Origin of the sequence: Bradyrhizobium retamae, assembly GCF_001440415.1 — a bacterium.
GTDB lineage: Bacteria > Pseudomonadota > Alphaproteobacteria > Rhizobiales > Xanthobacteraceae > Bradyrhizobium > Bradyrhizobium retamae.
In genome coordinates this window covers 17,473-43,087 of record NZ_LLYA01000214.1, presented here as the reverse complement: position 1 = coordinate 43,087, position 25,615 = coordinate 17,473, and the positions used below count along the sequence as shown (strand labels likewise).

At 61.6% G+C, this 25,615-nt stretch carries 20 protein-coding genes and 1 pseudogene; 15 read left to right on the top strand and 6 right to left on the bottom strand.

Annotated elements, in window-relative coordinates; translation table 11 throughout:
- Positions 1-22: 22 nt before the first annotated feature.
- The 5 genes and pseudogenes from CQ13_RS36885 to CQ13_RS36865 all read left to right on the top strand — a co-directional run.
- Entirely contained in the window at positions 23-1,543 is a 1,521-nt protein-coding gene (locus CQ13_RS36885) for a tripartite tricarboxylate transporter permease (protein WP_057847672.1), read from the top strand.
- Positions 1,544-1,742: 199 nt separating this feature from the next.
- Positions 1,743-3,038, top strand: a complete 1,296-nt coding sequence (gene oxlT, locus CQ13_RS36880; protein ID WP_057847671.1) for an oxalate/formate MFS antiporter — start codon at positions 1,743-1,745, stop codon at positions 3,036-3,038.
- 275 nt (positions 3,039-3,313) lie between these two features.
- On the top strand, positions 3,314-3,745 hold the full coding sequence (locus CQ13_RS36875; RefSeq protein WP_057847670.1) for a CBS domain-containing protein: 432 nt from the start codon (positions 3,314-3,316) through the stop codon (positions 3,743-3,745).
- Positions 3,746-3,905: 160 nt separating this feature from the next.
- Positions 3,906-4,961, top strand: a complete 1,056-nt coding sequence (locus CQ13_RS36870) for a ketopantoate reductase family protein (RefSeq protein ID WP_057847669.1) — start codon at positions 3,906-3,908, stop codon at positions 4,959-4,961.
- A pseudogene (locus CQ13_RS36865) lies at positions 4,945-5,282 on the top strand (fumarylacetoacetate hydrolase family protein); the annotation flags it as partial. The gene CQ13_RS36870 and the pseudogene CQ13_RS36865, both read left to right, overlap by 17 nt.
- Positions 5,283-5,430: 148 nt before the next feature.
- On the opposite strand, the gene CQ13_RS36860 reads toward CQ13_RS36865, so the two are convergent.
- Complete coding sequence (locus CQ13_RS36860; protein ID WP_057847667.1) at positions 5,431-5,736, bottom strand: hypothetical protein; 306 nt, start codon at positions 5,734-5,736, stop codon at positions 5,431-5,433.
- A 247-nt stretch (positions 5,737-5,983) separates the two neighbouring features.
- Entirely contained in the window at positions 5,984-7,186 is a 1,203-nt protein-coding gene (locus tag CQ13_RS36855) for a tetratricopeptide repeat protein (RefSeq protein WP_245309594.1), read from the bottom strand.
- Positions 7,187-7,507: 321 nt separating this feature from the next.
- Between CQ13_RS36855 and CQ13_RS36850 the strand changes: the two genes are divergently transcribed.
- From CQ13_RS36850 to CQ13_RS43995, 5 genes are all read left to right on the top strand, one after another.
- Positions 7,508-8,653: a fructose-1,6-bisphosphatase gene (locus tag CQ13_RS36850; RefSeq protein WP_057847665.1), complete on the top strand. Its 1,146-nt coding sequence runs from the start codon at positions 7,508-7,510 to the stop codon at positions 8,651-8,653.
- Between the two features lie 21 nt (positions 8,654-8,674).
- Complete coding sequence (locus CQ13_RS36845) at positions 8,675-9,862, top strand: 6-phosphofructokinase (RefSeq protein WP_057847664.1); 1,188 nt, start codon at positions 8,675-8,677, stop codon at positions 9,860-9,862.
- Positions 9,863-10,080: 218 nt separating this feature from the next.
- A complete protein-coding gene (locus tag CQ13_RS36840; protein ID WP_057847663.1) occupies positions 10,081-11,076 on the top strand; it encodes an NAD(P)H-dependent flavin oxidoreductase in 996 nt (331 codons plus the stop codon).
- Between the two features lie 30 nt (positions 11,077-11,106).
- Complete coding sequence (locus tag CQ13_RS36835) at positions 11,107-12,075, top strand: zinc-binding dehydrogenase (protein WP_057847662.1); 969 nt, start codon at positions 11,107-11,109, stop codon at positions 12,073-12,075.
- A 3-nt stretch (positions 12,076-12,078) separates the two neighbouring features.
- Entirely contained in the window at positions 12,079-12,252 is a 174-nt protein-coding gene (locus tag CQ13_RS43995; RefSeq protein WP_156434136.1) for a hypothetical protein, read from the top strand.
- Positions 12,253-12,746: 494 nt separating this feature from the next.
- Here CQ13_RS43995 and CQ13_RS36825 read toward each other — a convergent pair whose 3' ends face one another.
- Both CQ13_RS36825 and CQ13_RS36820 read right to left on the bottom strand, forming a co-directional pair.
- A complete protein-coding gene (locus tag CQ13_RS36825; RefSeq protein WP_057847660.1) occupies positions 12,747-13,154 on the bottom strand; it encodes a hypothetical protein in 408 nt (135 codons plus the stop codon).
- A gap of 192 nt (positions 13,155-13,346) precedes the next feature.
- Complete coding sequence (locus CQ13_RS36820) at positions 13,347-14,345, bottom strand: aldo/keto reductase (RefSeq protein WP_057847659.1); 999 nt, start codon at positions 14,343-14,345, stop codon at positions 13,347-13,349.
- Positions 14,346-14,663: 318 nt separating this feature from the next.
- Between CQ13_RS36820 and CQ13_RS36815 the strand changes: the two genes are divergently transcribed.
- The 4 genes from CQ13_RS36815 (at position 14,664) to CQ13_RS36800 (ending at position 18,326) form a co-directional block, all read left to right on the top strand.
- A complete protein-coding gene (locus CQ13_RS36815; protein ID WP_245309579.1) occupies positions 14,664-15,152 on the top strand; it encodes a copper chaperone PCu(A)C in 489 nt (162 codons plus the stop codon).
- A gap of 105 nt (positions 15,153-15,257) precedes the next feature.
- Positions 15,258-17,045: a PQQ-dependent dehydrogenase, methanol/ethanol family gene (locus CQ13_RS36810; RefSeq protein ID WP_057847658.1), complete on the top strand. Its 1,788-nt coding sequence runs from the start codon at positions 15,258-15,260 to the stop codon at positions 17,043-17,045.
- A gap of 64 nt (positions 17,046-17,109) precedes the next feature.
- The gene (locus CQ13_RS36805; protein WP_430649736.1) at positions 17,110-17,679 is read left to right on the top strand and encodes a c-type cytochrome; all 570 of its coding nucleotides are present in this window, start codon (positions 17,110-17,112) and stop codon (positions 17,677-17,679) included.
- A 128-nt stretch (positions 17,680-17,807) separates the two neighbouring features.
- The gene (locus tag CQ13_RS36800; protein WP_245309578.1) at positions 17,808-18,326 is read left to right on the top strand and encodes a hypothetical protein; all 519 of its coding nucleotides are present in this window, start codon (positions 17,808-17,810) and stop codon (positions 18,324-18,326) included.
- Between the two features lie 235 nt (positions 18,327-18,561).
- Here the strand turns inward: CQ13_RS36800 and CQ13_RS36795 are convergent, their stop codons facing one another.
- Both CQ13_RS36795 and CQ13_RS36790 read right to left on the bottom strand, forming a co-directional pair.
- A complete protein-coding gene (locus CQ13_RS36795) occupies positions 18,562-19,440 on the bottom strand; it encodes an amidohydrolase family protein (protein ID WP_156434135.1) in 879 nt (292 codons plus the stop codon).
- 112 nt (positions 19,441-19,552) lie between these two features.
- Positions 19,553-22,873: an adenylate/guanylate cyclase domain-containing protein gene (locus CQ13_RS36790; protein WP_197427567.1), complete on the bottom strand. Its 3,321-nt coding sequence runs from the start codon at positions 22,871-22,873 to the stop codon at positions 19,553-19,555.
- Between the two features lie 1,280 nt (positions 22,874-24,153).
- Here CQ13_RS36790 and CQ13_RS36785 point away from each other — a divergent pair.
- Positions 24,154-25,533, top strand: a complete 1,380-nt coding sequence (locus tag CQ13_RS36785; protein WP_057847654.1) for a cation-efflux pump — start codon at positions 24,154-24,156, stop codon at positions 25,531-25,533.
- Positions 25,534-25,615: the final 82 nt, after the last annotated feature.

Genomic DNA, 25,615 nt, shown 5'->3' with positions numbered 1-25,615 from the left:
CAGTCAGGATTGGATTATCGGGATGGAAGAACTCGTCAATCTTTTTCACGGCTTTGCGGTCGCGCTGCAGCCGTACAACATCATGCTGATGGTTATCGGCATCGTGCTCGGTGTCATCATCGGCGTGCTTCCGGGACTGGGCGGCGCCAATGGCGTCGCCATCCTGCTGCCGCTGACATTCAGCATGTCGCCGACGTCGGCCATCATCATGTTGTCCTGTATTTACTGGGGCGCGCTGTTCGGTGGAGCGATCACCTCGATTCTCTTCAACATACCGGGCGAACCATGGTCGGTGGCCACGACGTTCGACGGCTATCCGATGGCGCAGCAGGGCAAGGCCGGCGAGGCGTTGACCGCCGCCTTCACCTCCTCCTTCGTCGGTGCGCTGTTCGCCGTGGTCATGATCACGCTGGTCGCTCCCCTGGTCGCCAGCTTTGCGCTGCAATTCGGGCCTGCGGAAAAGTTCGCGGTGTATTTCCTCGCATTCTGCAGCTTCGTGGGCCTGAGCAAGGAACCGCCGTTCAAGACCATTGCGGCTATGATGATCGGCTTTGCACTGGCCGCGGTCGGACTTGATTCCATCACCGGGCAGTTGCGGCTGACGTTCGGCGTCACCCACCTGCTCAACGGCTTCGACTTCCTCATTGCCGTGATCGGGCTGTTCGGCATCGGTGAAATCCTTCTGACGATGGAGGAAGGGCTCGCCTTCCGAGGCGGCAAGGCCAAGATCAATTTGCGGGTCGTGCTGCAGACCTGGAAGGAATTGCCAAAGTACTGGATGACCTCGTTGCGCTCCTGCTTCATCGGCTGCTGGATGGGAATCACGCCGGCGGGCGCTACTCCAGCCTCGTTCATGAGCTACGGCATTGCCAAACGCATGGCGAAGAACGGCAAGAACTTCGGCAAGGGCGAGATCGAAGGCGTCGTTGCGCCGGAGACCGCGGCGCACGCCGCGGGTACAGCGGCCCTGTTGCCGATGCTCTCGCTCGGCGTGCCGGGCTCTCCGACGGCTGCGGTGTTGCTCGGCGGCCTGTTGATCTGGGGCCTGCAGCCCGGACCGATGCTGTTTGTCGAACAGAAGGAATTCGTCTGGGGCCTGATCGCCTCGATGTACCTCGGCAATATTGTCGGCCTGCTCGTCGTGCTCACCTGCGTACCGATTTTCGCAGCTATCCTGCGCGTGCCCTTCAGCATCATTGCACCGCTTATCCTGGTGCTCTGCGCGATCGGCGCCTACTCAGTACACAGCAGCACGTTTGACGTCATGCTGATGCTGGTGTTCGGCGTGATCGGCTACCTGCTCAAGAAGTGCAACTATCCCCTCGCCCCGCTGGTGCTGGCCATCGTGCTCGGCGACAAGGCGGAAGAGGCCTTCCGGCAGTCGCTTCTGGGATCCCAGGGTTCGTTTGGCATATTCCTTTCCAACCCGCTCGTCAGCACGATCATGATCCTGGGCTTGATCGCACTGTTCTGGTCGGTCATCCAGGAAGGCTATACGCGGTTGCGGGCGACGGTCGCCGGACCGGGAAGCCGTGCCGCTTAGCCGCGGCGAGACAACAACTTAGTCTGACTAAATTTTCCGAGGCCGCGCAGTCTGCGCGGCCTCTTTTTGTTGCAGCGATTTTGCGGAGTTCGAAATTTTCACAGCTTGTGTAAAATTTTCTCTTGTCTACTGGCATAACATATACCAGACCTCCACGGAGCTGTCGGGGTATCGATAGAACAGCCCTTTTGGAGGAAGAATGACGGATACAGTGCACGGAGCCGCCCCCGTCGCGGCGGCCCGAGTCAGCGATGCCTATCGCTGGACCCAATTAGCCATCGGCGTCGTCGCGATGGTGATGATCGCGAACTACCAATATGGCTGGACGTTTTTCGTCCCCGACATCCAGCAGAAATTCGGATGGGATCGCGCCTCGATCCAGTGGGCATTTACGCTGTTCGTGCTGTTCGAGACCTGGCTGGTGCCGGTCGAGGGATGGTTCGTCGACAAATACGGCCCGCGCCTCGTCGTCCTGATCGGCGGCATCCTTTGCGCCATCGGATGGGCGATCAACGCTCACGCCACCACGCTCAACGGCTTCTATCTCGGCATGATCATCGCAGGCATCGGCGCGGGTGGCGTGTACGGCACCTGCGTCGGCAACGCGCTGAAATGGTTTCCCGACAAGCGCGGCCTCGCCGCCGGCATCACCGCCGCCGGATTCGGCGCAGGCTCGGCGCTGACCGTTGCGCCGATCCAGGCCATGATCAAGGACTCCGGCTTCCAGACCACCTTCCTCTATTTCGGTCTCGGCCAAGGCATCATTATCGTCATTCTCGCCTTCCTGATGTTCTCGCCGAAAGCGGGACAGGTGCCTGCGGTCACGCAGAACGCCAACGTGATCCAGACCCGGCGCAACTATCAACCCACCGAAGTGATCCGTCAGCCGATCTTCTGGCTGATGTATTTCATGTTCGTGATCGTCGGCGCCGGCGGATTGATGGTGACGGCCAACCTCAAACCGATCGCCGTCGACTGGAAGGTCGACAGCGTGCCGGTGACGCTGATGGCGGTGACGATGACGGCGGTGACGTTCGCGGCCACCATCGATCGCGTCCTCAACGGCCTGACCCGTCCGTTCTTCGGCTGGATCTCCGACATGATCGGCCGCGAGAACACCATGTTCATCGCGTTCGGCATGGAAGGCATCGGCATCTGGGGCCTCTACATGCTGGGCCACGATCCGGTCTGGTTCGTGCTGCTGTCCGGCTTCGTGTTCTTCGCCTGGGGCGAGATCTACTCCCTCTTCCCATCGACCTGCACGGATACCTTCGGCGCAAAGTTCGCCGCCACCAATGCCGGCCTGCTCTACACGGCAAAGGGTACCGCGGCGCTGTTGGTGCCGGTGGCGAACTACATGCAGCAATCGTCAGGCACCTGGGACACCGTGTTCATCGTAGCGGCCGGCGCGAATATCCTGGCCTCGCTGCTGGCGATCGCGGTGCTAAAACCCTGGCGCAAGATGGTGGTCGCCAAATCGCAGATTGCGGCATAGCTCCACCGCTCCACCGCACGAACGAGGCGCGCTCACTCTTCCGGGTGGGCGCGTTTTCTTTTGGCGACCAGGAAGGTCTGGCATACCTGACGCCACCCGAGACCGGCAAACCCGAGGCCCCCTCTTCCTGGAATGTCACGGCGCGCTCCAGAAACGTCAATCATACTGCCTATTTATCTCGATCGCACAACGCGAGAATTCCACGCTCCGCGTGTTGACAATTGGCATTATGTATACCAGACTTGAGGCCAATAATTCACCCCAAGGAGGTTGCCATGCAAGTCGGAGATATCCTGCGCAAGAAAGCCGCCCGTGTCGCAACGGTCCGCATGAACGAGACCGTCGCCATTGCCGCGCAATTGATGCGCGCCGGCAATATCAGCGCGCTGGTCGTCAAGGATGTCGTCCGCACCGAAGGCAACACGGCGGTCGGCATGTTCACCGAGCGCGACGTGGTTCGCGCGATTGCCGAACACGGCGCGGCCGGCGTGAACATGCGCGTCTCGCAATTCATTTCGGTGCAGCAGCTCGTCTCCTGCACCTCCGCGGATACGCTTGAGCATGTCCGTCACCTCATGAGCAAGCATCACATCCGCCATGTGCCGGTGATCGACAATTACAGCCTGATCGGCGTCATCAGCATTCGCGACATCACGGCAGCGTTCGACGACGAAGCAACGCCCTACAAGCTGGCCGCGTCGGCCTGACCGGTCGCTTCGAACTCCGCCGGCATTTCCTGGGCGCACTCCCAGGGAAGCCGGCGGTATCGCACCGAAAAATTCGGCTTAACTCCTGTCGCAAAGCAGGCGCTCGCAAATTTGCGCCGGAGTAGTGGCGCGCCGGAAAGTATTATCTGTGGGAGGGCGCATGGCGCGGAATATTTTGATCCTTGGAGCCTCGTATGGCTCATTGCTGGCGACAAAGCTTTTGATGGCGGGCCACAACGTGACGCTGGTTTGCCGGAAGCAGACGGCAGAACTCATCAATCGCGACGGCACCGAAGTTCGCATCAAGCTGCGCGACGAGGCGGCGCACCGGCCGATCTTCTCGCGCGACCTGCCTGGGATCCTGGACGCGGTCGAGCCCGCCGACGTCGATCCTTCCCGTTATGATCTGGTTGGCCTTGCCATGCAGGAACCGCAATACACCAACCATTCGATCCAGGCTCTGATGATCAAAATCGCCGAGGCGAAGCTGCCTTGCCTTTCGATCATGAACATGCCGCCCTTGCCCTATCTCAGACGGATCCCGGCGCTTGCGAAAATGGAGCTGGAGCAGGCCTATACCAACGCCGCGGTATGGGACCGGTTCGAGCCGGATCTGGTGTCGCTCTGCTCCCCTGATCCGCAGGCCTTCCGTCCACCGGAAGAGGCGGCGAATGTTCTTCATGTCGGCCTGCCGACAAACTTCAAGGCAGCGTCATTTGCGGATGAGAAACATAACTTGCTGCTTCGGGAGCTGGAAGCCGACGTCGATGCGGTGAAGCTGGATGGCCAGGACGTTCCGGTGAAGCTCAAAGTGTTCGATTCGATGTTCGTCCCTCTGGCCAAATGGTCGATGCTGTTGACGGGGAATTACCGCTGCATCACGCCGCAGGAGCCGCGATCGATCCGCGACGCGGTGCACGGCGATATCAAGCTCTCGCAGTCGATCTACGACCATGTCGATGCCATCGCCCAGCGCCTGGGCGCCGATCCCACCGATCAGGTACCTTTCGAAAAATACGCCAAAGCCGCGGAAAGCCTTCTCAAGCCCTCGTCGGCGGCCCGGGCGGTCGCTGGTGGCGCGCCTTCCATCGAGCGCGTCGACCTGCTGGTGAAGCTGATTTCGCATCAGCTTGGCGTACCCAATGCCGAAATCGACCGTACGGTCCAGATCGTCAATCAGAAACTGAATGAGAGCATCGCCACCCTATCTCCTTGAAGCCACCACTGACGTCACCGCGCGGGTGCCGTGATCGAACGTCCCCCCTCCTATGACGGCAAGACCAGCTATGAGGGCGAGCTCGGCATCGTCATCGGCAAGCCCTGCACCAACGTTTCCACTGAGCAAGCCGATGACTTCACCTTCGGCTACACCTACGTCGACGTCAGCAAGATCTCGTATGACATGACGCTGCTGCCCAGTGATCTGATCGCCTGCGGCACATCGGTCGGCGTCGGCTTCATGTGAAGGATCCGGTCAACACGGTGACGGTGGCCGATCGATGGCATCGGCGGGCTGACCAATGAGTTCAGGCAGTAAGCGGGGTCACCTGAGACCTATGGCGTGAACCCATTGATTTTCGGACTGGTCGGCCGATGTCCGCATTGGCGCGCATTACGGACTTAGGTCGGACACCGCCCCACTTCCGAAAAGTGCCAGAAGCGGAAGTCGCTGCAACAGCCATCGCTCAGAAATGAAGGATGTGCTTGTTGAAATAGTAGCCCAGATATGTCGGCGGCAGCAGTAAGCAAAGAGAAAGCACCTGCAAGATGTTGAATTGCATTCGATGAGGGTCAACGGGATAAAATGCATAGAAGTACCAAAGCAGGAAAAATGCTTCGCAGGCCGCAAAGCACCAGACTGCCCGAAAGCGAATCTGAAACAGCAAGGCTCCGACAACGAAGGCCGCCACGAGAATTCCAAACAGGCCCAAGCTGAAGGAGAGGATGGGATTGTCCGTCACAGGATTTCCCTCCGCCGCAATAACGGCCATTGGTCTAACTCCGGGTCGCGTTTGCTCCCAGATACGACCGAAGAAACGCTAAATATTCGTTAGTGCATGCACCAGCCTGTGTGGTGCGTCCAACCTCCGACTGTCAGCTTTGGGTCAAATTCGGAAATCCGATCGTGCAACTCGGCAGTCCGCTTTACCCTCAAGAACAGACATCATCAGCCGGGCCTGTCAGGTCCGAAAAGTGCCCACTTGGAGACATTCTCGCTTGAGGCGGCTTCGCGGCATGTCAGAAGCCGAGCACGCGGAGCTGTTGCTTGCTCACCCGGTCGGCCGAGTCGATCGATTGCGCCTTGCGGAAATCGGCGATCGCCTCGGCGCGGCGGCCCAGCACTTCATAGGAGAGGCCACGGTTGTTGTAGGCCTCGACATAGGATGGACCGAGCTGGATCGCTTGCGTGAAATCCTTAACCGCGCGGTTGCTGTCGCCCTTGGCGACGTAGGCTTTGCCGCGGGAGTTGAAGGAGTTGAAGTCCTTGGCGTTTATCGCGATCGCCTGGTCATAGTCCCAGATCGCGTCATCGATCTTGCGTAGCGCCATATAGGCATTGCCGCGATTCCAATACGCCACGCCATTCCTTGGATTGATGCTGATCGACTGATGATAGTCGGCGATCGCGCGGCCATAGTCCTTCAAGCCTTCGTAAGCGACGCCGCGGCAATTGTACCCGCTAGAATTTTTCGGTTCGCGCTTGATGACCTCGCTGCAATCCAGAACGGCGAGGTCGTATTGGCGATTGTTGCTGTAGGCAACGCCACGTGAGCTGTACAGCCAAAGCAGATTTGGATCGAGCTTGATTGCCTCGCTGTAGTCTGCGATCGCGGGCTCCCACCCGCCTTTTTTCGTGATCAACCTCTTCCTGAAGAGTGCCTGCCCCCTTTGGCCAAAACCAAAGGCGTATTTCGGATCGATTGTGACCGCCTGGGTGATATCGGCGATCGCCTGGTCGAATTCACCTTTTTCCATCCACGCCATGCCGCGACGGGCATAGGCCCACGCATCCCTGGAATTGACCCTGATCGCCTCGGCGTGGTCGGCCAGCGCTGCGTCGTATTCATGCAGACCGTAGTAGGCGACACCACGATTGTTGTAAGCCCAACCATATTTCGGATCGATCTTGATGGCCTCGGTGCAATCTGCAATGGCCGCGTCGTGATCCTCTTTGCTCTCGTAAGCCTCACACCGGTGCGCAAAGGCCCAGGCGTCCTTCGGGCTGAGCTTGATGACCTCGCCGTAGTCGGCAATCGCGCGATCGTAATCCTTGCTGTTGAAGGAACCACGGCCTCGGTTCTTGAAGGCCTTGACGCGTTCTGCCACCGACACGTTTGCATCGTCGATGATGCGGCTGCAGGCCGCGCCCCCGACGTCGGGCTTGTCGGCGCTGGCGGCGCACTCGCCCCGGTCGGTCGGCGTGGCGGCCAGCGCCGGCATCGCAAGCAGGAGACCCATGCCAAGGAGCAGTCCACCTGATCCGCGCGCTGCCATGCTGTTCCCCTCCGCGACACGTCCGGACGTGAGGACTTTAGCCCCAACGGCAGGCAATCTGCCATCGGCGACCGATGTCCGAGATGGTGTTTTCGCGCAGCCAGGGCCAACGACGGACGGATGAGCCCGAGCTTTTTCGAGAAGGGCATTTGAGGAACCTAACGGAACCTCAGACGTTCTGTTTTGCGGAAATGAGCAGCGCCGTCGCCCCGGCGCAGCAAGCGCAGACGCCGAGGCGCTGCGCTGCGCTGGTCGGAGGGAACGCTCATGAGACTCACACTTTCCGTCATCAAGGCTGACATAGGCTCCGTCGGCGGCCACACGAAACCGTCTACACGCATGATGGCGGCTGTCGAGGGCGAGGTCGCGAAGGCGATCTGCGATGGCCTGCTGATCGACGCTTTCGTCTGCCACACCGGCGACGATATTGCGATCATCATGACGCACACACGGGGCGAAGGGAGCTCTGAGGTGCATCAACTTGCCTGGAAGGCGTTTCTCGCGGCAACCTCGGTCGCGAAAACTTCCGGGCTTTATGGCGCCGGCCAGGATCTTCTCGTCGACGCGCCGTCTGGAAACGTCCGCGGCGCCGGCCCGGGCGTCGCCGAGCTCAGCTTCGACCACAACCTCTCGGGCACGAGACCTGCAGAGTCCTTCATGGTGTTCGCCGCCGACAAATGCGGCCCCGGCGCCTACAACCTGCCGCTCTACCTCGCCTTTGCCGATCCCATGTATTGCGCCGGGCTGATGCTGCCCCCGATGATCAAGGGATTCCGTTTCCATGTCATCGACATGGACAACACGGCCGGCGACAGCGTGATCGAACTCGACGCGCCCGCGGATGGCTACCATATTGCCGCGCTGCTCCGCGACAACGAGCGCTTTGGCATTGATCGCATCGTTTCCCGGACCCATGGCGAGGTCGCCGTCGCCGTTTCGGCGCAGCGTCTTCACGCAATCGCAGGCAAGTACACCGGCAAGGACGATCCGGTCGCGATCGTCAGGAACCAGGGGATTTTCCCGGCGCCCGAAGAAATCGTCTCGCCGTTCGCGAAGGCGCACTTCGTAGGCGGCGATGCGCGCGGCTCGCACGTGATGCCGCTCATGCCGGTGCCAATTAACACACCGGTGACAGGCATGTACTGCCTCCCGATCGTTTCCTGCACCGGCTTTTCGATCGACAAGGACGGCCGTTTCTCGGAATCCTTTACCGATTTCTTCGACAACCCGGCGTGGGACGAGGTCCGCCGGCGCGCCCAGCGCAAGGCCATCGAGATGCGCAGCCAGGGCTGGTCCGGTGCCGCGATGCTGCCCTATTCCGAGCTTGAGTATGGTGGCTTCCGCGACACCGTATCCTCACTGCTGAAGCGCTTTCAGATGCACAAGGAGCACAAGCCGGAAGCGGCCGAGTAAGGGATCGCCTGCGAGGTGGGTATGGCAAAAAGGCGTATCGGCATTCTCACGGGCGGCGGCGACGTTCCCGGTCTCAACGCAGTCATCAAAAGCGTGACATATCGCGGCAGCGAGAACGACATCGAGGTCGTCGGCCTCCGCCGTGGTTGGGAGGCCCTCACGCACGTAAACCTCGAGGACCCGGCCTCTAGGTCCCACTACATCATCCCGCTGAACCGTGACAACACGCGCACCATAGACCGGAGCGGCGGCACCGTGCTGCACTCGAGCCGCACCAATCCATCCAGGATGAAGAAGCTGCCGGATCATCTCGTCGGCAACGACTTTCCGGCTTCGCTCAGCACCAAGGGCGGCATCGCAACCAGGACATGGGACGTCACCGGGCAGGTGCTGGCAAACCTCTCGGGGCTCAACATCGAACATCTGATCGCCATCGGCGGCGACGACACGCTCAGTTACGCAGCCAAGCTCAACGAGCTCGGCGTCAAGATCATCGCCATCCCGAAGACGATGGACAACGACGTCCGCAACACCGAGTACTGCATCGGCTTCTCGACCGCGATCACCCGCGCCAGCGACGCCATCCAGCGGCAGCGCACCACTGTCGGTTCGCACGAGCGAATTGGCATTTTCCGCGTATTTGGCCGCGATGCCGGATTTACAGCGCTCTACACCGCGTACGCCACCTCGATACGGTGCGTCATACCGGAGTACAAGGTCGACCTCGACAAGCTGATCCAGTTGCTCGTCGAGGAGAAGCGCGCCAACCCGAGCAACTACGCGCTCGTCGTGCTCAGCGAGGGCGCCGCGTGGCAGGACTACGAGGTGCAGGAATACGGCGAGCCCGATGCCTACGGCCATCGCAAGAAGGCGAGCGTGGCGGAATCGTTCGCCGACGAGATCAAGCGGCGCGCCGGCGAGGAGACGATCACATCCGATCTCACCTACGACCTGCGGTCGGGCAATCCGGACTTCATGGACAAGCTCGTGGCGCTGACTTTCGGCAATATGGCCTACGATGCCATCCTGGAAGGCAAGACCGGCCTCATGTCGGCGCTGGTGGAGGGGCGCTACGACCTCGTGCCCATCCCTGACGCCAAGCTCGGGCCGCGGAAATTGGACGTCGCGAACACATACAACACGGAGCGCTACCGCCCCACCTACGGCAATAAGCGAGGGCTGCCGATCTTCCTCAACCGCGCGTCATAGGGTGGCAGCATGTCCGGTTCTGCGGGCGATCTCGGAAAATGCCCGCCTCCATGCGGAATTGTTCGCACTGCGGAAACAAGCCGCGCTTTTGCATGATGGCGTTGCCCTGACCACCGCCCGCTCCCGGTAGACTTTTGCAGGGGGCGACGGCATCCTGCCTTCGAAATCCCACAACATGACGTGCGGGCCGTCCCGCCGAGGGAAACCAGAGGGCAGATATGATCAAGACGCGATTCACCGAGCTCGTCGGCGTCGAGCACCCGATCGTGCAGGGCGGCATGCAGTGGGTCGGCCGCGCCGAGCTGGTCGCCGCCGTCGCCAATGCCGGCGCGCTCGGGCTGATCACCGCGCTGACGCAGCCGACGCCCGAGGACCTGACAAAGGAAATCGCGCGCTGCCGCGACATGACCGACAAGCCGTTCGGTGTCAACCTCACCATCCTCCCCGCGATCAAGCCGCCGCCTTACGCCGAATACCGTCAGGCCATCATCGAGGCCGGCATCAAGATCGTCGAGACCGCCGGCAACAAGCCCCAGGAGCACGTCACCGAGTTCAAGAAGCACGGCATCAAGATCATCCATAAATGCACCAGCGTCCGCCACGCGCTGTCGGCGGAGCGGATGGGTGTCGATGCCATCTCGATCGACGGCTTTGAATGCGCCGGCCATCCCGGCGAGGACGACACCCCGGGCCTGATCCTGATCCCGGCCGCCGCCGACAAGGTGAAGATACCGATGATCGCCTCCGGCGGTTTCGGCGACGGCCGCGGCCTGGTCGCGGCGCTGGCGCTCGGCGCCGAGGGCATCAACATGGGCACGCGCTTCATGTGCACCAGGGAAAGCCCGATCCATCAGCTCGTCAAGGAGCGCATCGTCGCCAATGACGAGCGCGAGACCGAATTGATCTTCCGCACCATGCGCAACACCTCGCGCGTCGCCAAGAACGCGATCTCGACCAAGGTGGTGGCGATGGAAAGGGAAGGCGCGAAATTCGAGGACGTGCGCGAGCTCGTCGCCGGCGCCCGCGGCAAGATGGTCTACGCCACCGGCGATGCCGATGAGGGCATCTGGTCGGCCGGCCAGGTGCAGGGCCTGATCCATGACATCCCGACTTGCGCCGAACTGGTGTCGCGCATCATGCGCGACGCAGAAGCCATTATCCGCAGCCGGTTCGAAGGTATGCTGTCGGGCGCGCAGCGGCAGGCAGCAGAATAAAACGGTCTCCGCCAACAACGAGAAGAGCCCATGAAAGCCTATGTCTACGGCACCAACGGCGCCGAAATATCAGAGGTCGCAAAACCTTCGCCGAAGGGCACGCAGGTGCTGGTCAAAGTGCATGCCTGCGGCCTCAACCGCGCCGACCTCGGCATGACCAAGGGCCACGTTCACGGCGCAGCCGGCGGCGTTGGCACCGTGCTCGGCATGGAATGGGCGGGCGAAGTCGCCGAGCTCGGGCCCGACGCAAAAGGCGTTGCGGTCGGCGACAAGATCATGGGCTCCGGCGGCGCGGCGTTCGCCGAGTACACGCTGGCCGACCACGGCCGGCTGTTCCGCGCGCCCTCGAACATGAACTTCGAGGAGGCCGCCACCCTCCCCGTCGCGCTCGCCACCATGCACAACGCCGTCGTCACGTCAGGCGCGCTGCAGCCGGGCCAGACCGTGCTGATCCAGGGCGCCAGCTCCGGCGTCGGCCTGATGGCGATGCAGATCGCCAAGCTGAAGGGCGCCAAACTCGTCATCGGTTCCTCGACGGACGCGATGCGCCGCGGCCGCCTGAAGGAATTCGGCGCCGATCTCGCGATCGATTCCAGCGACCCCGGCTGGGTCGATCAGGTGCTGAAGGCGACCAACGGCGAAGGCGTCGACCTGATCGTCGACCAGGTGTCCGGCAAGGTCGCGAACCAAAATCTCGCCGCCACCAAGGTCAAGGGCCGCATCGTCAATGTCGGCCGGCTCGGCGGCACCCACGCCGATTTCAATTTCGACCTCCACGCCGCCCGCCGCATCAACTATATCGGCGTCACCTTCCGCACCCGCACCATTGAGGAAATCCGCGAGATCTTTGACGAGGTCCGCAAAGACATCTGGGGTGCGGTGGAAGCCCGCAAACTGCAATTGCCGATCGACAAGGTCTATCCCTTCGCCGAGATCGGCAAAGCGTTCGAGCATATGGAAGCCAACAAGCACCTCGGCAAGATCGTGGTGGCGTTGTAGCCGATGACGCCGCGCTGCCTGCTCGACGACGGTCGTTACTACGAAGGCCCGCGCTGGCATGCGGGCCGGCTCTGGTTCGTGGACTGCATGGAGCGCACACTGCTCAGCCTCTCTTTATCCGGCGAGCGCGAGCAGCATGCGAAATTCGACGACGACACGCCATGCGGGGCGCTTTAAGTCTCGCGTCTTCCACCGTTAGAGCGTTGCCGTCCAGCAAGTTATCTTACGGCAGCGAACCTCTCAGGTCTGCGATACCAATATCGAGGGTTGCTCGGCCACCGTTCTCGGGGCTGGTGCGCGCGCGGGCCTCACTGTGTTCGGACACAGTAGTGACACGGCCACCTTTCTCAGTCAGTCCGAGACTTTGAACGACGATCGCGCCAAGCACAAGCAGCGCGACCATAATCAGCCCACTCAGGGCCGGCGTTAGACATAGATTGGACCCATAGCGCATCATTGCATGCACCCATGCGCATCGCCCGCGCCCCGCTGCAATGGTGTCGTTGAGTCGTTAGGCGATTTGGTGACGCGGCGGTGGCGATCCGGCGTTCACTCTCTTCCGCGCACCGTACACTTCAACCGAAGCGCTCGCGGGGATGAAGCCGAGCATCCGCACCGACGCCAGTTCGGTCGGGAGTCTGCAATATCGGCCAGCGACGCGCGCGCCGCTGCTAGCCGACGCGACTGCGTTGCTCAATATTGGCCGCCGGTCCTCCCGCGCGGACACCGCGAGTGCCGGATGGCGGTGTTTGTGAGCCCGCGATACTTTTCCACGGACTGATCGTTTCGACGATAATGTTAATTCCGGCCAACGCGCTGTCGATTTGGTGCTGCACGTTGTTGACTTCGGCCTGCAGGAAGTCCTGCATTTTTTGCAGTTCGGAAGCCAACCCCTGAAGTTCGCCGATCGAATTTGAGGTCAACCGGGCAACGGAAGAGTTGATTCGTTCGGCGCTAATCTCGAGGGCGCTAGAGGGTTTCGACTTCTCTTGCGTTTCCGATTTGCTGAGTTGTGTCGCCAAAGCCAATTCCGACGGAGGCGTTTTTTCGTCGGGTGCGGCAGACGTTGGGGTATCCATCAGGTGCTCCCTTGGTGCCGGTTGGTCGCGACGCCAATCCCGAACCAGATTGGTTAATAATCCGTTAACCCTGATGCAGATTGGTTAATAATTCGGTAAGGGGGAAGCCGAGACCGTCGTTTCCGTTACATAGCAACGATGATGCCGGGATGAGCGAAGCAACATCCGGGCAGGTGCCGAAACCTGGGGCGATCACCGTGGTTCGCCGGAGAATGACTGCCGCAGTGCTGACAGCCGGTCGAGTGCCGCCTGCGACAGCGGGCCCTTCTCCACCGCGGCGAGTGCATCCTCAAACTGTTGCGGGGTGGCCATGCCGACCAGGATCGTGCCCATCGCCGGATGCGACACCGCAAACCGCGTGGCGGCCTCCGTCAGGCTGGCGGCAAACCCCTCTTCCACCAGCGGCATCAAACGGCGCGCGCGATCGACATCGGCATCGTAGCTCATGGCAGAGCCGATCGGCTCCGGCGCAGCACCCGCAATCGGATGACGCTCGGCCGATCCCGACAGCGCCCCGCCGGCCAGTACGCGGATGCCCACGACGCCAACGCCGGCCGCCTGGGTGTGATCGAACAGCCGTCCATAATCCTGCGCCGGATAGCGCGCCGGCAATTCGGCGGCCGCAGACGGATTGAGCATGTTGTAGACGACCTGCGCGCTGTCGAAGACGCGCGCATCGATCACCTGATGCAGCGCCGCTGTATCGCCGAGCGCCGTGATCCCGAGAAACCGGATCTTCCCCTCTCGCCGCAGCCGCTCGAACGCCGGCACCACCTCGTCGAGCACCTGCCGCACGCTCAGCGCCGGCCCGCCTCCCTGCTCGGTAATCGGATTGTGCAGATGAAAGATGTCGACCCGCTCAAGCCGCAGCCGCGCCAGACTGCCTTCGAGCGATAGCCGCACCGCCTCGTCGATGCGGCCACGCTCGCCAGGCGGCAACCGAACCTTGGTGGCGACGACCACGTCGGCCGGTTTCAACTTCTGCAGAACCCGGCCAAGGTTCTTTTCCGACTCGCCATCGCCGTACTGCACCGCAGTGTCGAAGTAATTGACGCCGGCGGCGATTGCCCGCGCAATGGCGCGCTCCTGGTCGGCGGCATCGCCGCGCACCATCAAGCCGCCGACAGCGCCGCAGCCGAAGCCGAGGATGGAGACCTGCATGCCCGTCTGGCCAAAGGTTCCGAATTGCATTGGTCTTTCCTCCGAGTGGGTGGAGATTATGCGGTGTGGAACGGCCCTTGCTCAAGCTTGATGTTTGATGGCGCATGCCGGCTCAGCCGCACCCACAACAACGTGGTGGCGCATTTTTTTCAGTCATCGATGGGAAAAAAGCGCAGCGCCCTTTGGTCGCCTTATTTTAAAGCGTAACTTGGCACGCCAAGAAATAAGAAAATCGATTGCGGGAGGCACGCCAATGTGCAGAACGAAGAGTTTCGTTTGGGCATCCCTCGCTTGTTTACCTCGACTAACGGCGCACTTGCAGCATTTCGCTTTGGCCGGACATAGCCGATGACCGCAATGGCGACATCAGGTGCTGATGGCGCACGTCTTGATCGCGGCTGGATTGCGTTTCTTGTGTTCGGACTGGTTGCTGCTGGACTTTGGCTGACGGGCGGGCCCGCTGCGGCGGGTGACGCGCTGCAAGTAACGAGCGCCCGGGTGCCCGCGTCCGATCAGATCGGTATCGATCTCCCGCTTGTGATGACAATCAGGAACGATGCGGCCGAAGCCGACGCCCTGTTGCGCGTGCGCTGTCCGTTCGCGAACTTCGCCGTGAAGCACACGGTCGATCGCGGCGAAGGCGCGCCAGCCATGCGCGAGATCAAGTCCATTCCAATCCCGGAGAGCAAGACGACCGAACTCAAGCACGACGGATATCACGTGATGCTGCTGCAGACACGGCAGAAGCTGGTCGACGGCGAGACGTTTACATGCGCCGTGGTTTTCCAGAAAGCCGGAACCAAAGAAGCGGAGGTGCAGGTTTCGCGAACGCCTTGATCGCGACAGCGGACCGGTGAGCCGCTGAACGAGGCTTCTTAAGCTGAACGCCCGGATGTGCCGGACGCTCGATCCAACATGAACTGCCAAAGGAGGGCATTACTCATGGAGCGATTTTCAGGTCACACAACAATCTCCACGCGAGCGCGCCTGCTCGCTGTTGCAGTCGCTGCCGCGGGCATGACGGCCACGCTGCCGGCGTCCGCCGCCGACGCGGTCAATCAGGAACGGCTGCTCAACGTCGAGAAGGAGCCAGGCAACTGGCTTCATCATCATCAGAATTACTCGGCTCACCGGTTCTCCACTCTCAAGGAGATCAACCGCGATAACGTGAAGAACCTGAAGGTCGCCTGGACCTTGCACCTCGGCGGCATCGAAGGTGGCGGCATCTGGAGCCATGGCGGGCTGGAAGGCACTCCGATTGCCGAGAACGGCTTTCTCTACGTCACCGATGGATGGGGTTCGGTCTACAAGATCGATGCGCATGGTGGCCGCGGCGTGCTGGTCTGGAAGATGGACCCCAAGACCGACCGTGACTGGGCTGGCGCCGTGGCGTGCTGCGGCGTCGACAATCGCGGCGTCGCACTGTGGGGTGATCTCGTCATTTCCCATACGCTTGATGGCCGGCTGCTCGCGATCAACAAGGAAACCGGCCAGGTCGCCTGGCAGCGTACTGTCGCCGATCCGGACAAGGGCGAGACGATCACCGGCGCGCCGTTGATCGTCAAGAACATGGCGATCACCGGAGTGGCCGGCGCGGAGTACGGCATCCGTGGCTGGCTTGCCGCCACCGACCTCACGACCCAGAAGGAGGTCTGGCGCACCTATACGATCCCGGGCAAGGGCGAGCCCGGCAGTGAGACCTGGAAGGACAGTAACAACGCGGCGGCCTCGGGCGGCGGTTCGACCTGGGTAACCGGCACCTACGATCCCGCAACCGACACCATCATCTGGGGTATCGGCAATCCCGGACCGGACTGGGATAGCGCCTATCGGCCGGGCGACAACCTCTATACCGATAGCTCGCTGGCCCTTGACGCCACCACCGGCAAGATCAAGTGGTACTATCAGCACACGCCAAACGACCCCTACGACTACGACAGCGTGGCGGAAAACGTGCTGGTGGATGTCCCCGGGCCCAGTGGTCCGCAGAAGCTCGCGCTCGAAGCGGACCGCAACGGCTTCGCCTATGCGATCGATCGCACCACAGGCAAGTTCGTCTGGGGCCTGCCGTTCGTGAAGAAAGTCACATGGACCAAGGGGCTCGACCCGGAGACCGGCAAGCCGATCGAGTATGACCCGAACAAGGCGGTGCAGACCTATATCGCGTCGGTGACGCCAAGCCGCACCAACATGGAAACCGACATCTGCCCCGGCAACATGGGCGGCAAGAACTGGCCGCCGACGGCCTACAATCCGGATTTGAAGCTCTGGTACATCCCGGTGATCGAGAGCTGCAATCGCATCAAAGTCGAGGTGATGACGCCGGACAAACTGAAACCGCGGGAGTTCTGGACCGGCGGCGGCCCGAGCCAGCCATTCAGGATCACCGGCAGCGTGACTGCGATCGATGTGACGACCGGTAAGATCGCCCAAAAAATGGAAACGCCCTTTCCCAATTTGGGCGGCATGCTTGCAACTCCCGACCTCGTCTTCACCGGTCAGCCGTCCGGCGAAGTGATGGCGCTTGACGCCAAGTCATTGCAGAAGCTCTGGGAGTTCAACACGGGCGGCGGCGTCAACGCACCGCCGATGACCTTTACGGTCGATGGCAAACAGTACGTTGCCATTCTGGTCGGCCTGGGCGGCGCCTGGGACAAGTGGTTCATCGATTCGACGCCCGAACTGAAGAAGATACAGCCGGGATCGATGCTCTACGTATTCGCACTCTGACATCCCAAAAACGGAGGGTCCGCCAACCGCGGGCCCTCCCGCTTCTTCGACAAGAGACGCAATGATGAACTTCAACAGCTTCCCGGCGGCGCCAGGCATGCTGCTCGTGAGCGTCGTCGCCCTGAATTTCTCGATTGGTACCACAGCTTACGGTCAGTCGGCGCAAGCGCCGGCTTCGGATCCGACCAATGCCGGCAAGGCCGTTTTCAGTAAGGCCAATTGCGTGGGCTGCCACAAATGGCACGGCAATGGCGGCGGCGGCTACGGCGGTGATGCGCTGTCGCTGCGCAAGACCGAGCTGACGCGCGATCAGATCATTGAAATCGTCGGCTGCGGGCGGCCGGGTACCGGGATGCCGTTCTTTATGCGCGGCGCCTACGATGAGGTGAAATGCCACGGCATGAACCGCCAGGACGCGGGGGCACAGATGCCGCCCGAGGGCGGAACGTTTCTGCGCCCGAAGGATATTGAAGCCGTCGCCGACTACGTGATCGCCCACATCAAGGGAGCCGGCGAACCCACTTACGCGGAATGCGTCACCTTCTTCTCAAGCACCTCGCGGGTATGCGACGTCTACAAGACACAGGCGCAGAAGCCCGATGATGCGCCCGCCAGCACCGGGAAGGGCCAGTGATGCGCAGACTGAAGCTGCCGGGCGTTCTTGCTGCGTGTCTGCTTGCCTGGCAGGCCGTCACGCTCGCGAGCTCTCCGGCACGGACGGAAGAATTCAGCGGCAACGATCTGCGTGACATTCGCCTCGGAATGGCTGCGGCCGAGCTGCCGGAGTCCGGTTACGTCGACTTCTACTGCGCGGCAGATCCGAAGCGCACATTGGCTGGCTGGCAAAACTGGCGTGACTGCCCGACCGACGCTGACGGGACGCGGGCCATCCGATTTGGTTACGATCCGTCGACCAGCCGCGACGGCACGATGGTGGCGGGTCATCCGGCGATCCTCACCCTGCTGATCGACGATACCGCGCACGTTGCCGGTTTGCAGATCGAGACCGATCCGAAGGCACGTCTCTATCTCCGGAAGAAGGCGTTTCTCCTGGGGCTGCAGGCCAAATCGCGCTACGGCTCGGACGGCTGGGCATGCACCGAGGGCCAGCCGGGTGCAGGAGACCAGCCAGTGGGAGGCATCTACCTCAAGGAGCGCTGCACCAAGACGATCAGTGGCCGTTCACTCGTTGTCGAACGCAACCTTTTCCGCCGGTCCGATCAGGACAGCAAGAATTTTGTCGACGAATCTCGAATCAGCATCCTGCGAGCCAAGAATTAGCAGCTCTCGATGATGCCCGTGCGGTGTTGAGTTCGCGGCGTTCCCATCATCGAGACGGTGCGGTTCGGAAACACGAGCTTCAAGCCGCCTATGCTGGAGATTTCTTCAGTCGCGGTACGAGACTCCGCAGAGCAACGCTGGTGACGGCACGATGTAAAGAGCATTGCCGACGCAATGCCGCGCCCGAATCCAAATTGCGGTGACAACGCTGGACTGCAGTGTCACTGTACTAGCGCTAACCGTTCGTCGGCGACCAGCCATACGCCTTGGCGCAGGCGCCGCCCATCAGCATGGCGCGCTCGCTGTCGTTCAGGCGGCTGGTCCTGAGGAACGGTTCGACCGCCTGCTCGTAGTTGACGACGGCGAATGCGCGCGTCCAGTCCGTGCCCCACAGGCAGCGATCGAAACCCCAGGCATCGAACACGCGGGCTAGCGGGTCCCAGATATCCGGATAAGGATACGGCTCGCGCGACAGCGTGCAGGCGCCGCTGATCTTGATCACGGCATTCGCCCGCCTGGCGAGTTCCAGCACCTTCGGAAGTTCGGCCCATGGTTCGGGCGGCGCCGGCGGCACGCGCGGCTGCAGAATGCCGAGATGGTCGATGATGAACCGCGTGTCGGGATGGCGATCGATCAGCACCCTGCCCGCGTCCAGATTGTCCCAGCAGTGGAGGTTGACCGGAAAATCATGGCGAACCGCCGCGCGCGCGATCCGGTCGAGGCCGGGATCATCGGGCGCGCGCCGCGGCTCCTTCGTCAGCATGATGCGGATTCCGACCGCGCCCGGCGTCTTCTTCCAGTCCGCGACGACGTCGGCCACATCAGGATCATCAGGGTCCACCGGCTTGACGATGGCGAACCGGCCTGGATGAGCCCGCTGCACCTCCACGGCATAACTGGCGTCGTAGCGGTACAAGGAAAAAGCGGAGATGAAGATCGCGCCGTCGACACCAACCTTGTCCATTGCCGCCACCATCTCGTCACCCGTGACGTGATCGGGCCAGTTCGGCACACTGTGCCAAGGCCGCTTCGGACTATTCGCCTCGTAGGCGTGGACCTGGGAATCGACAATCACCATCGGCGCCTCCGCTTCGTTGCGAGCCATTTTGGACATGCGGCCGACCCGCGTCCAGATCCCAAGGATGCGGCGCTGCAATGCGTCTGGCAGCGCACTGGATCAGCGCCTCATCCGCCGCATCTTAGGCGGGCGACGACGGAAGGCGCTATCAACGAAGCTCACCGAGCAAGGCCTTGGCCTTTCGCAGATCGCTTGTGTCAAATCCTTCGGTGAACCAATCGTAGATGGGCGCGAGAAGGTCACGCGCCATTTTCCGTTTGCCCTGACGGCTCAAGAGCCACGCCGAGCTGGTTGCCGCGCGCAATTCCCACGACTTTGCATGCTGCGCTCGCGCAATGGCCAGGGAATGCTCGAAATACGCTTGCGCCTTCGCCTCATCCCGCTGCGGCGACTTGAGCGCGATTTCACCGGCAACGCGATGAGTCTCAGCCTCGCACCATCTTTCCTTGGTTGCTTGCATCGCTGTCATTGCGTTTCCGATGCAGCGCCAGGCGTCATCGAACTGGCCCGAGTCAGCATGGGCGATTGCCAACATGAACTCCTGCTCCGGTGTAAATATCGTCGATCCGGCCGACCTCCACAAATCAATACCCGCCGTGACCATCTCGACGGCTTTCGCGGCTCCCGTGAGGGTTAGGATATAGCCCCGCCGTAACACGCCTTCCGCTTTCCGGAACGGGGCGCCTTTCTCCTCCGCCAACGCGACAAGCTCTTTGAGATGCTCGTTTGCCGCGTGATAATTCCCGCAGTAGGTATTAACAAGAATCGGAAAATTCAGAGTGAACATCAAAGTGGCAGCATGATCAATTTGGCGCGCTTCCATTAGCGCGCAGTTTGCGTCGTTCATCGCAGCTTCGGGATAACCGAGCAGCCACGAGGCCATTGAACGAAAGGCCAAGCACGTTACCCGGAGGTCCTGGCCAAATCGCGTCATCAATCGCCGGTGTTCGGCGGGACGATAGAGGGCGAGAGCTCCATCGTAGTGCGCCTTGGCTTCAACGAGATCCCCCCTCAACGCCAGCGTACTGGCCATGGTACGGTGCCCGATCAAGAGCGGGACCGCTGCTCCCTCCTTCTCGCCAAGCTCCAGAAACCGGCTTGCTAGGTCGCGCGCCGCGTCACCATCGAAGTTTATGAAACTGACGATCCACTGGCCAAAGAGGGCCGAGAGGAGCAGCGAAGGGTCATCGGGAGACTGTCCAAGCTGTTCCGCTTGTTCGATAAACGCCCTCGCCTGCGCCACGGCAGTCTTGGTTTCGAAAGCGCCATATCCTTTGACATGCATCAGCGTGTTCACGAGCGCAACTTGCAGGATGATCTGCTCGCGCCGCACGTCGGGCGCGCTGGGCAAGGTTGCTAGTTGCGACAGCGCCTGACCAAGCTGTTCTGCTGCTTCGATAAGCGCCGAGCGCTCCTGTGACCGAAGTCCTGCCTTGCCCCACAGATACGCTGACTTCGCGATCAGGTCGGCCTTTGTGTAATGACGCGCGAGCAACTCGGGCTGGCTCTCGGCTATTTCCGGGAACTGACCTTCAAGGATTTCGGCGATACGCGCGTTCAGCGCGCGCCTCGGCTCTCGCAGCAGCGTACTGTAGGCTGCGTCCTGCACAAGCGCATGCTTGAACAGATAGCTCGCATGCGGCGGGATGCCCTGTCGAAACAACAGACCCGCTGTAACAAGCCGGTGAAGGTCGGCATCCAATTCCGCTTCCGGCTTTCGCGCGACCGCCGCCAGCAACATGTGAGGAAATTCCCGGCCGATCGCCGCACCGACCTGCGCGACGTCTTTCGCTGGGCCGAGCCGGTCGAGCCGCGACATCAGCGAAGCCTGCAGGCTAGCCGGAACTGCTACGACAGGAGTCGGTGCCGCAGCGCAGGCCCGCTGCACATCACTCTCACCCTCTGCGTCCAGCACGGCCTTGGTCATCTCCTCGGCGAACAGTGGAATGCCGTCGGTGCGCTCGATGATGTCCTGGCGGATGTCCGCCGGCAACGATCGGTTGCCGACGACGCCCTCGATGAGGGAATGGATGTCGCACGGCGTCAGCCGATGGAGGGTCAGCTGACTCACGTGCGGCCGTCCGATCCAGGACGGCCTGAATTCTGGCCTGAAAGTAACGAGTATCAACAGCCGGTGATTCACGGCCAGGTCCACCGCCCTCGCGAAAAATTCGAGGCTGGTTGGATCGGTCCAATGCGCGTCTTCGAAGATCATCAGCACGGGATGGATCCGCGCCAGCGCCTCGATGTGCGAACCAAGAGCCTTCAGCGTTTTCTCTCGGCGGAGCTGCGGCTCAACGTCAACCGGAGGGTAACGTCCGTCGCTGGGTAGCGACAGCATTTCGGCAAACAGCGCTGCATGCTCTGAAGGCGTCGAGCTTTGCGCCAGCAGCGCGTCAAGCTTGTCCGTTTTCGCTTGCTGGCTGTCATCGTGAGCAAAGCCGGCGGCGCGCGACATCTCGCCGATCACCGGATAGAGCGTGCTGTCGGTATGCTGCGGCGAGCAGAAGTACTGCAGTCGAATGTGCGGCTCGCGAGCAAGCTGTTCCAACAGCGCGACGGCGAGCCGTGATTTGCCGATCCCCGCTTCACCGGAGAGCAGCACCACCTGACCTTCGCCACCCTTGGCCCGCTTCCATCGACTCAGAATTAGCTCCATTTCTTCATCACGGCCGATCAGAGGCAGTACATCACAGCTTTGGAGAGCGTGCGATCGGCTGGTCACTGTTGTCTTGCCGGCGACTTGCCAGGCAGCGACCGGTTTTGCAAATCCCTTGATCTCGACTTTACCGAGATCGAGATATTCGAACTGCGGTCCCGCGATCGTCTTTGTGCGACCCGAGATAACAACGCCACCGGGCCGTGCGAGCGATTGCAGTCGGGCGGCAAGATTCGGGGTGTCGCCGAGGATACCGTGCTCCTCGGAAATCGCGCTATCAGACATATCGCCGACGATCGCCACGCCCGTTGCAATACCGACGCGCGCGCTCAACTTCTCTTTCGCGTGCAAGGCGGCGATCGCCTGCACCAGTGCAAGGCTGGCTTGAACAGCACGCTCTGCGTCGTCTTCGTGCGCCTGAGGATAGCCAAAGCATACGATCGCGCCGTCCCCATGATGTCGCGCGACAAAGCCGTCGAAACTGGCAATGGTTTCAGTAATGCAGCGCCGGTAGTCGGCGATGATTGCGCTGAAGTCCTCGGGATCGAGCCTTGCGGACAGCGCAGTCGATCCGACCAGGTCACAAAACAGTACGGTAAGCTGTCGGCGCTCGATCGGGCGCGAGTCCCGGGCCAATGGCACCACCGCAGGAGAATCCGCGCGCAATCTGGTCCCGCAATCGCGGCAGAACTTGTTCAGCGCTGGGTTTGCCGCACCGCAGGCCAGGCAGCGCCGCACGACCGCCGCTCCACACTGCCCACAAAATCTGCTTTGCTCCGAGACTTCGGCCGCGCAATTCGTGCATTGCATCCGGACCTCAACGGATATCATTAGCGGCGGCACAATGCTCCGGAAGTCACGGGAACCAGTATGATCTCGGTCACAACTCCAGGCGTTCCGTCTTTATGGATTCTAAAGCGGAATCCAACGTTTGGAGTTGACCATGTCAGATCGACCTCCGAAACGCGGGTGGTGTTGTCGGCCTGCGCTGGTGGGCGAATGATTTTTGCAAAGCTCGGGCATCTCGCCGCGAGAATCGTGCAAGATGCACGTAGGGATAAATTTGGGTTGATACGTAAATGGCTCAAGATGCTCCATTCGACGATCAAGCAAGGCTATGGGCTTTATGCTCATCTGGCTGCACGGGCCCGATCTGCCGGGAGCAGCCTGACCCATCTGTGCCATCAGCACTTACGTAGGACCCGCGCCCCGGCGTGACCACCAGTGTAAGCCTGAACTTACAAACAGCTATTGACGCGATCTAAGAATCCCACAAAGGCAGCGCACCCAAAAATCGATTTTTCTTCAATAATCAATTTTCCATAACAACTTCAACGTGATTTCCCCCGTCCAGTCGTTGCATCAAAAATATTCCGCTTCGCGCCAGACCCAAATCACCCCTACAACTCCCGCCGTCCCGGCCCGACAAGAGGGGCGTTGGCCATCGTCACGAACGTGGGGCGGGATGCGGTGGACGCGGCAGCGTCGGCGCGAGAAGTTGTTCGCAGGGCGGCTCTTCGGCCGTGAGCGGACACGGCGCGCAGGACGTACGACGCTGACGCGTACGGCAAAACCGTGTGGTCCTGGCACCCGTGGCTGGTGCCAAGCTGACGGAGGTGCGTCGAACCCAACCGGGTTTCGACAAGCCTTTAATCCGGCAGCGATGGAGGCAAAAGGAATTCGTCTCCAGGGAGAGCGCGGTATAAGCCGTAAAACCACTGCGCAGGGAATGCCGGAGTGCCTCGGCTGTACCTGTATGCTCGTGTGCGTTTCCTTTGCGCTACTTGCACACGAGACCGCGGGTGCAGCAAGCACCCGGCATTCCCTGCGCCCTCTTCCTGTAGGGCGAATGAATTTGCAAAGCTCGGGCAGATCGCGCCGCGAGAATGCGGAGGCGTGTCTTTCGTAGGATGGGTAGAGCGAAGCGAAACCCATCACCGGCGCGAACGAAGACATTGATGGGTATCGCTTCGCTCCACCCATCTACAAGCTCGGAATAATTCGCAACAAATCGCTCCTGCAAGTGAGTGGCGATTGCGCATCCAACTGTCAGCTTTAATCCCACACAGCGCCCTGCTAAACCGCCGGCCATGAACACTATCCCCACCATAAAAACCAACGTCGCCGCGATCTCGATCTTCGCCAGCGCCGGAATGGCTGCGGCGAAGTTCGCGGTCGGTATCGCGATCGGCTCGCTCGCGCTGATCTCGGAGGCGCTGCATTCCTCCGTCGACGTGATCGCGACCGTCATCACGTGGCTCGTGGTGCGGGTATCCGACCAGCCGGCCGACGAGGAACATCACTATGGCCACGGCAAGTTCGAGAGCCTGTCGGCGCTGTTCGTCATCGCGCTGCTCTACGTGCTGGCCGGCGGCATCCTGGTCGAATCCTGGAGCCGGCTGCGCGAGGGTGCGCCGCCGCCGACGATATCGGCTGTCCCCTTCGTCGTGCTGGTGATCGATATCGCGGTCAATTTCTGGCGCGCGCGGGCGCTGCATCGCACGGCGCGGCAGACGCGGAGCCAGGCGCTGGCGGCGGACGCGCTGCATTTCGCGTCCGACGTGCTCGGCTCGCTCGCCGTCATCGTCGGCCTGACGCTGACCGGGCTCGGCTATGCCTGGGGCGACTCGGTTGCCGCCATCGCCGTTGCCGTCATGATATCGATCCTCGGCCTGAGGCTCGGGCGCTCCACCGTCGAAACCCTGCTCGACCGCGCGCCGGCGGGCGCGTCGGAAAAAGCGGCCGCGGCGATCCGCGCGGTGCCCGGCGTGGTCGGTGTCGAACGCGTGCGCGTGCGCATGGTCGGGCCGACGCATTTCATCGACGCCATCGCAAAGGTGCCGCGCACCTACCCGATCGACCGCGTCGAGGCGATCAAGAAGACCGCGCAAGTCGCGGTCGCGCAAGCGCTCGGCGACGCCGACCTCACCTTCACCGCAGTGCCGGTCGTGCGCGACAATGAGAGCGTGCGCGAGCGCATCATGGTGATCGCCCGCAATTCCGGTCTCGCCGTCCATCATGTCACCGTGCACAATCTCGGCGACCGGCTGATTGTCGGCATCGACCTCGAAGTCGACGGCGACATGGAACTTACCGCCGCGCACGCCATCGCCCACGACCTGGAGCGCAGCATCCGCGAGGACTTTGGCGAGGACGTCGAGGTCGATACCCATATCGAGCCGCTCGAGCCGGAATTGCCCCATGGCACCGACGCTGTGCCCGAGCGCGTCGAAACCATCAAGGCCGCGCTATCTCGGTTTGCCGGCGGCAATGGCGCGATCCATGACATTCACAATGTGCGGGTCCGCAACACCGATGCGGGCGAAATCGTCAACTTCCATTGTCGCGCTGCGCCATCGATGAGCGTCATCAAGGTGCATGAGAACGTCGACGAGATCGAGCGCGCACTGCGCCGTGCGTTCCCGTCGATCAAGCGCGTCATCAGCCATGCCGAACCGCCGCGCGCGTAGGTTTGCGGGCCCGTTCCCGTTTCGGACTCGCATCGAGCGCGCCCTATTTCGCGTTGGACAAGATTTATTTCGAATTAACGAA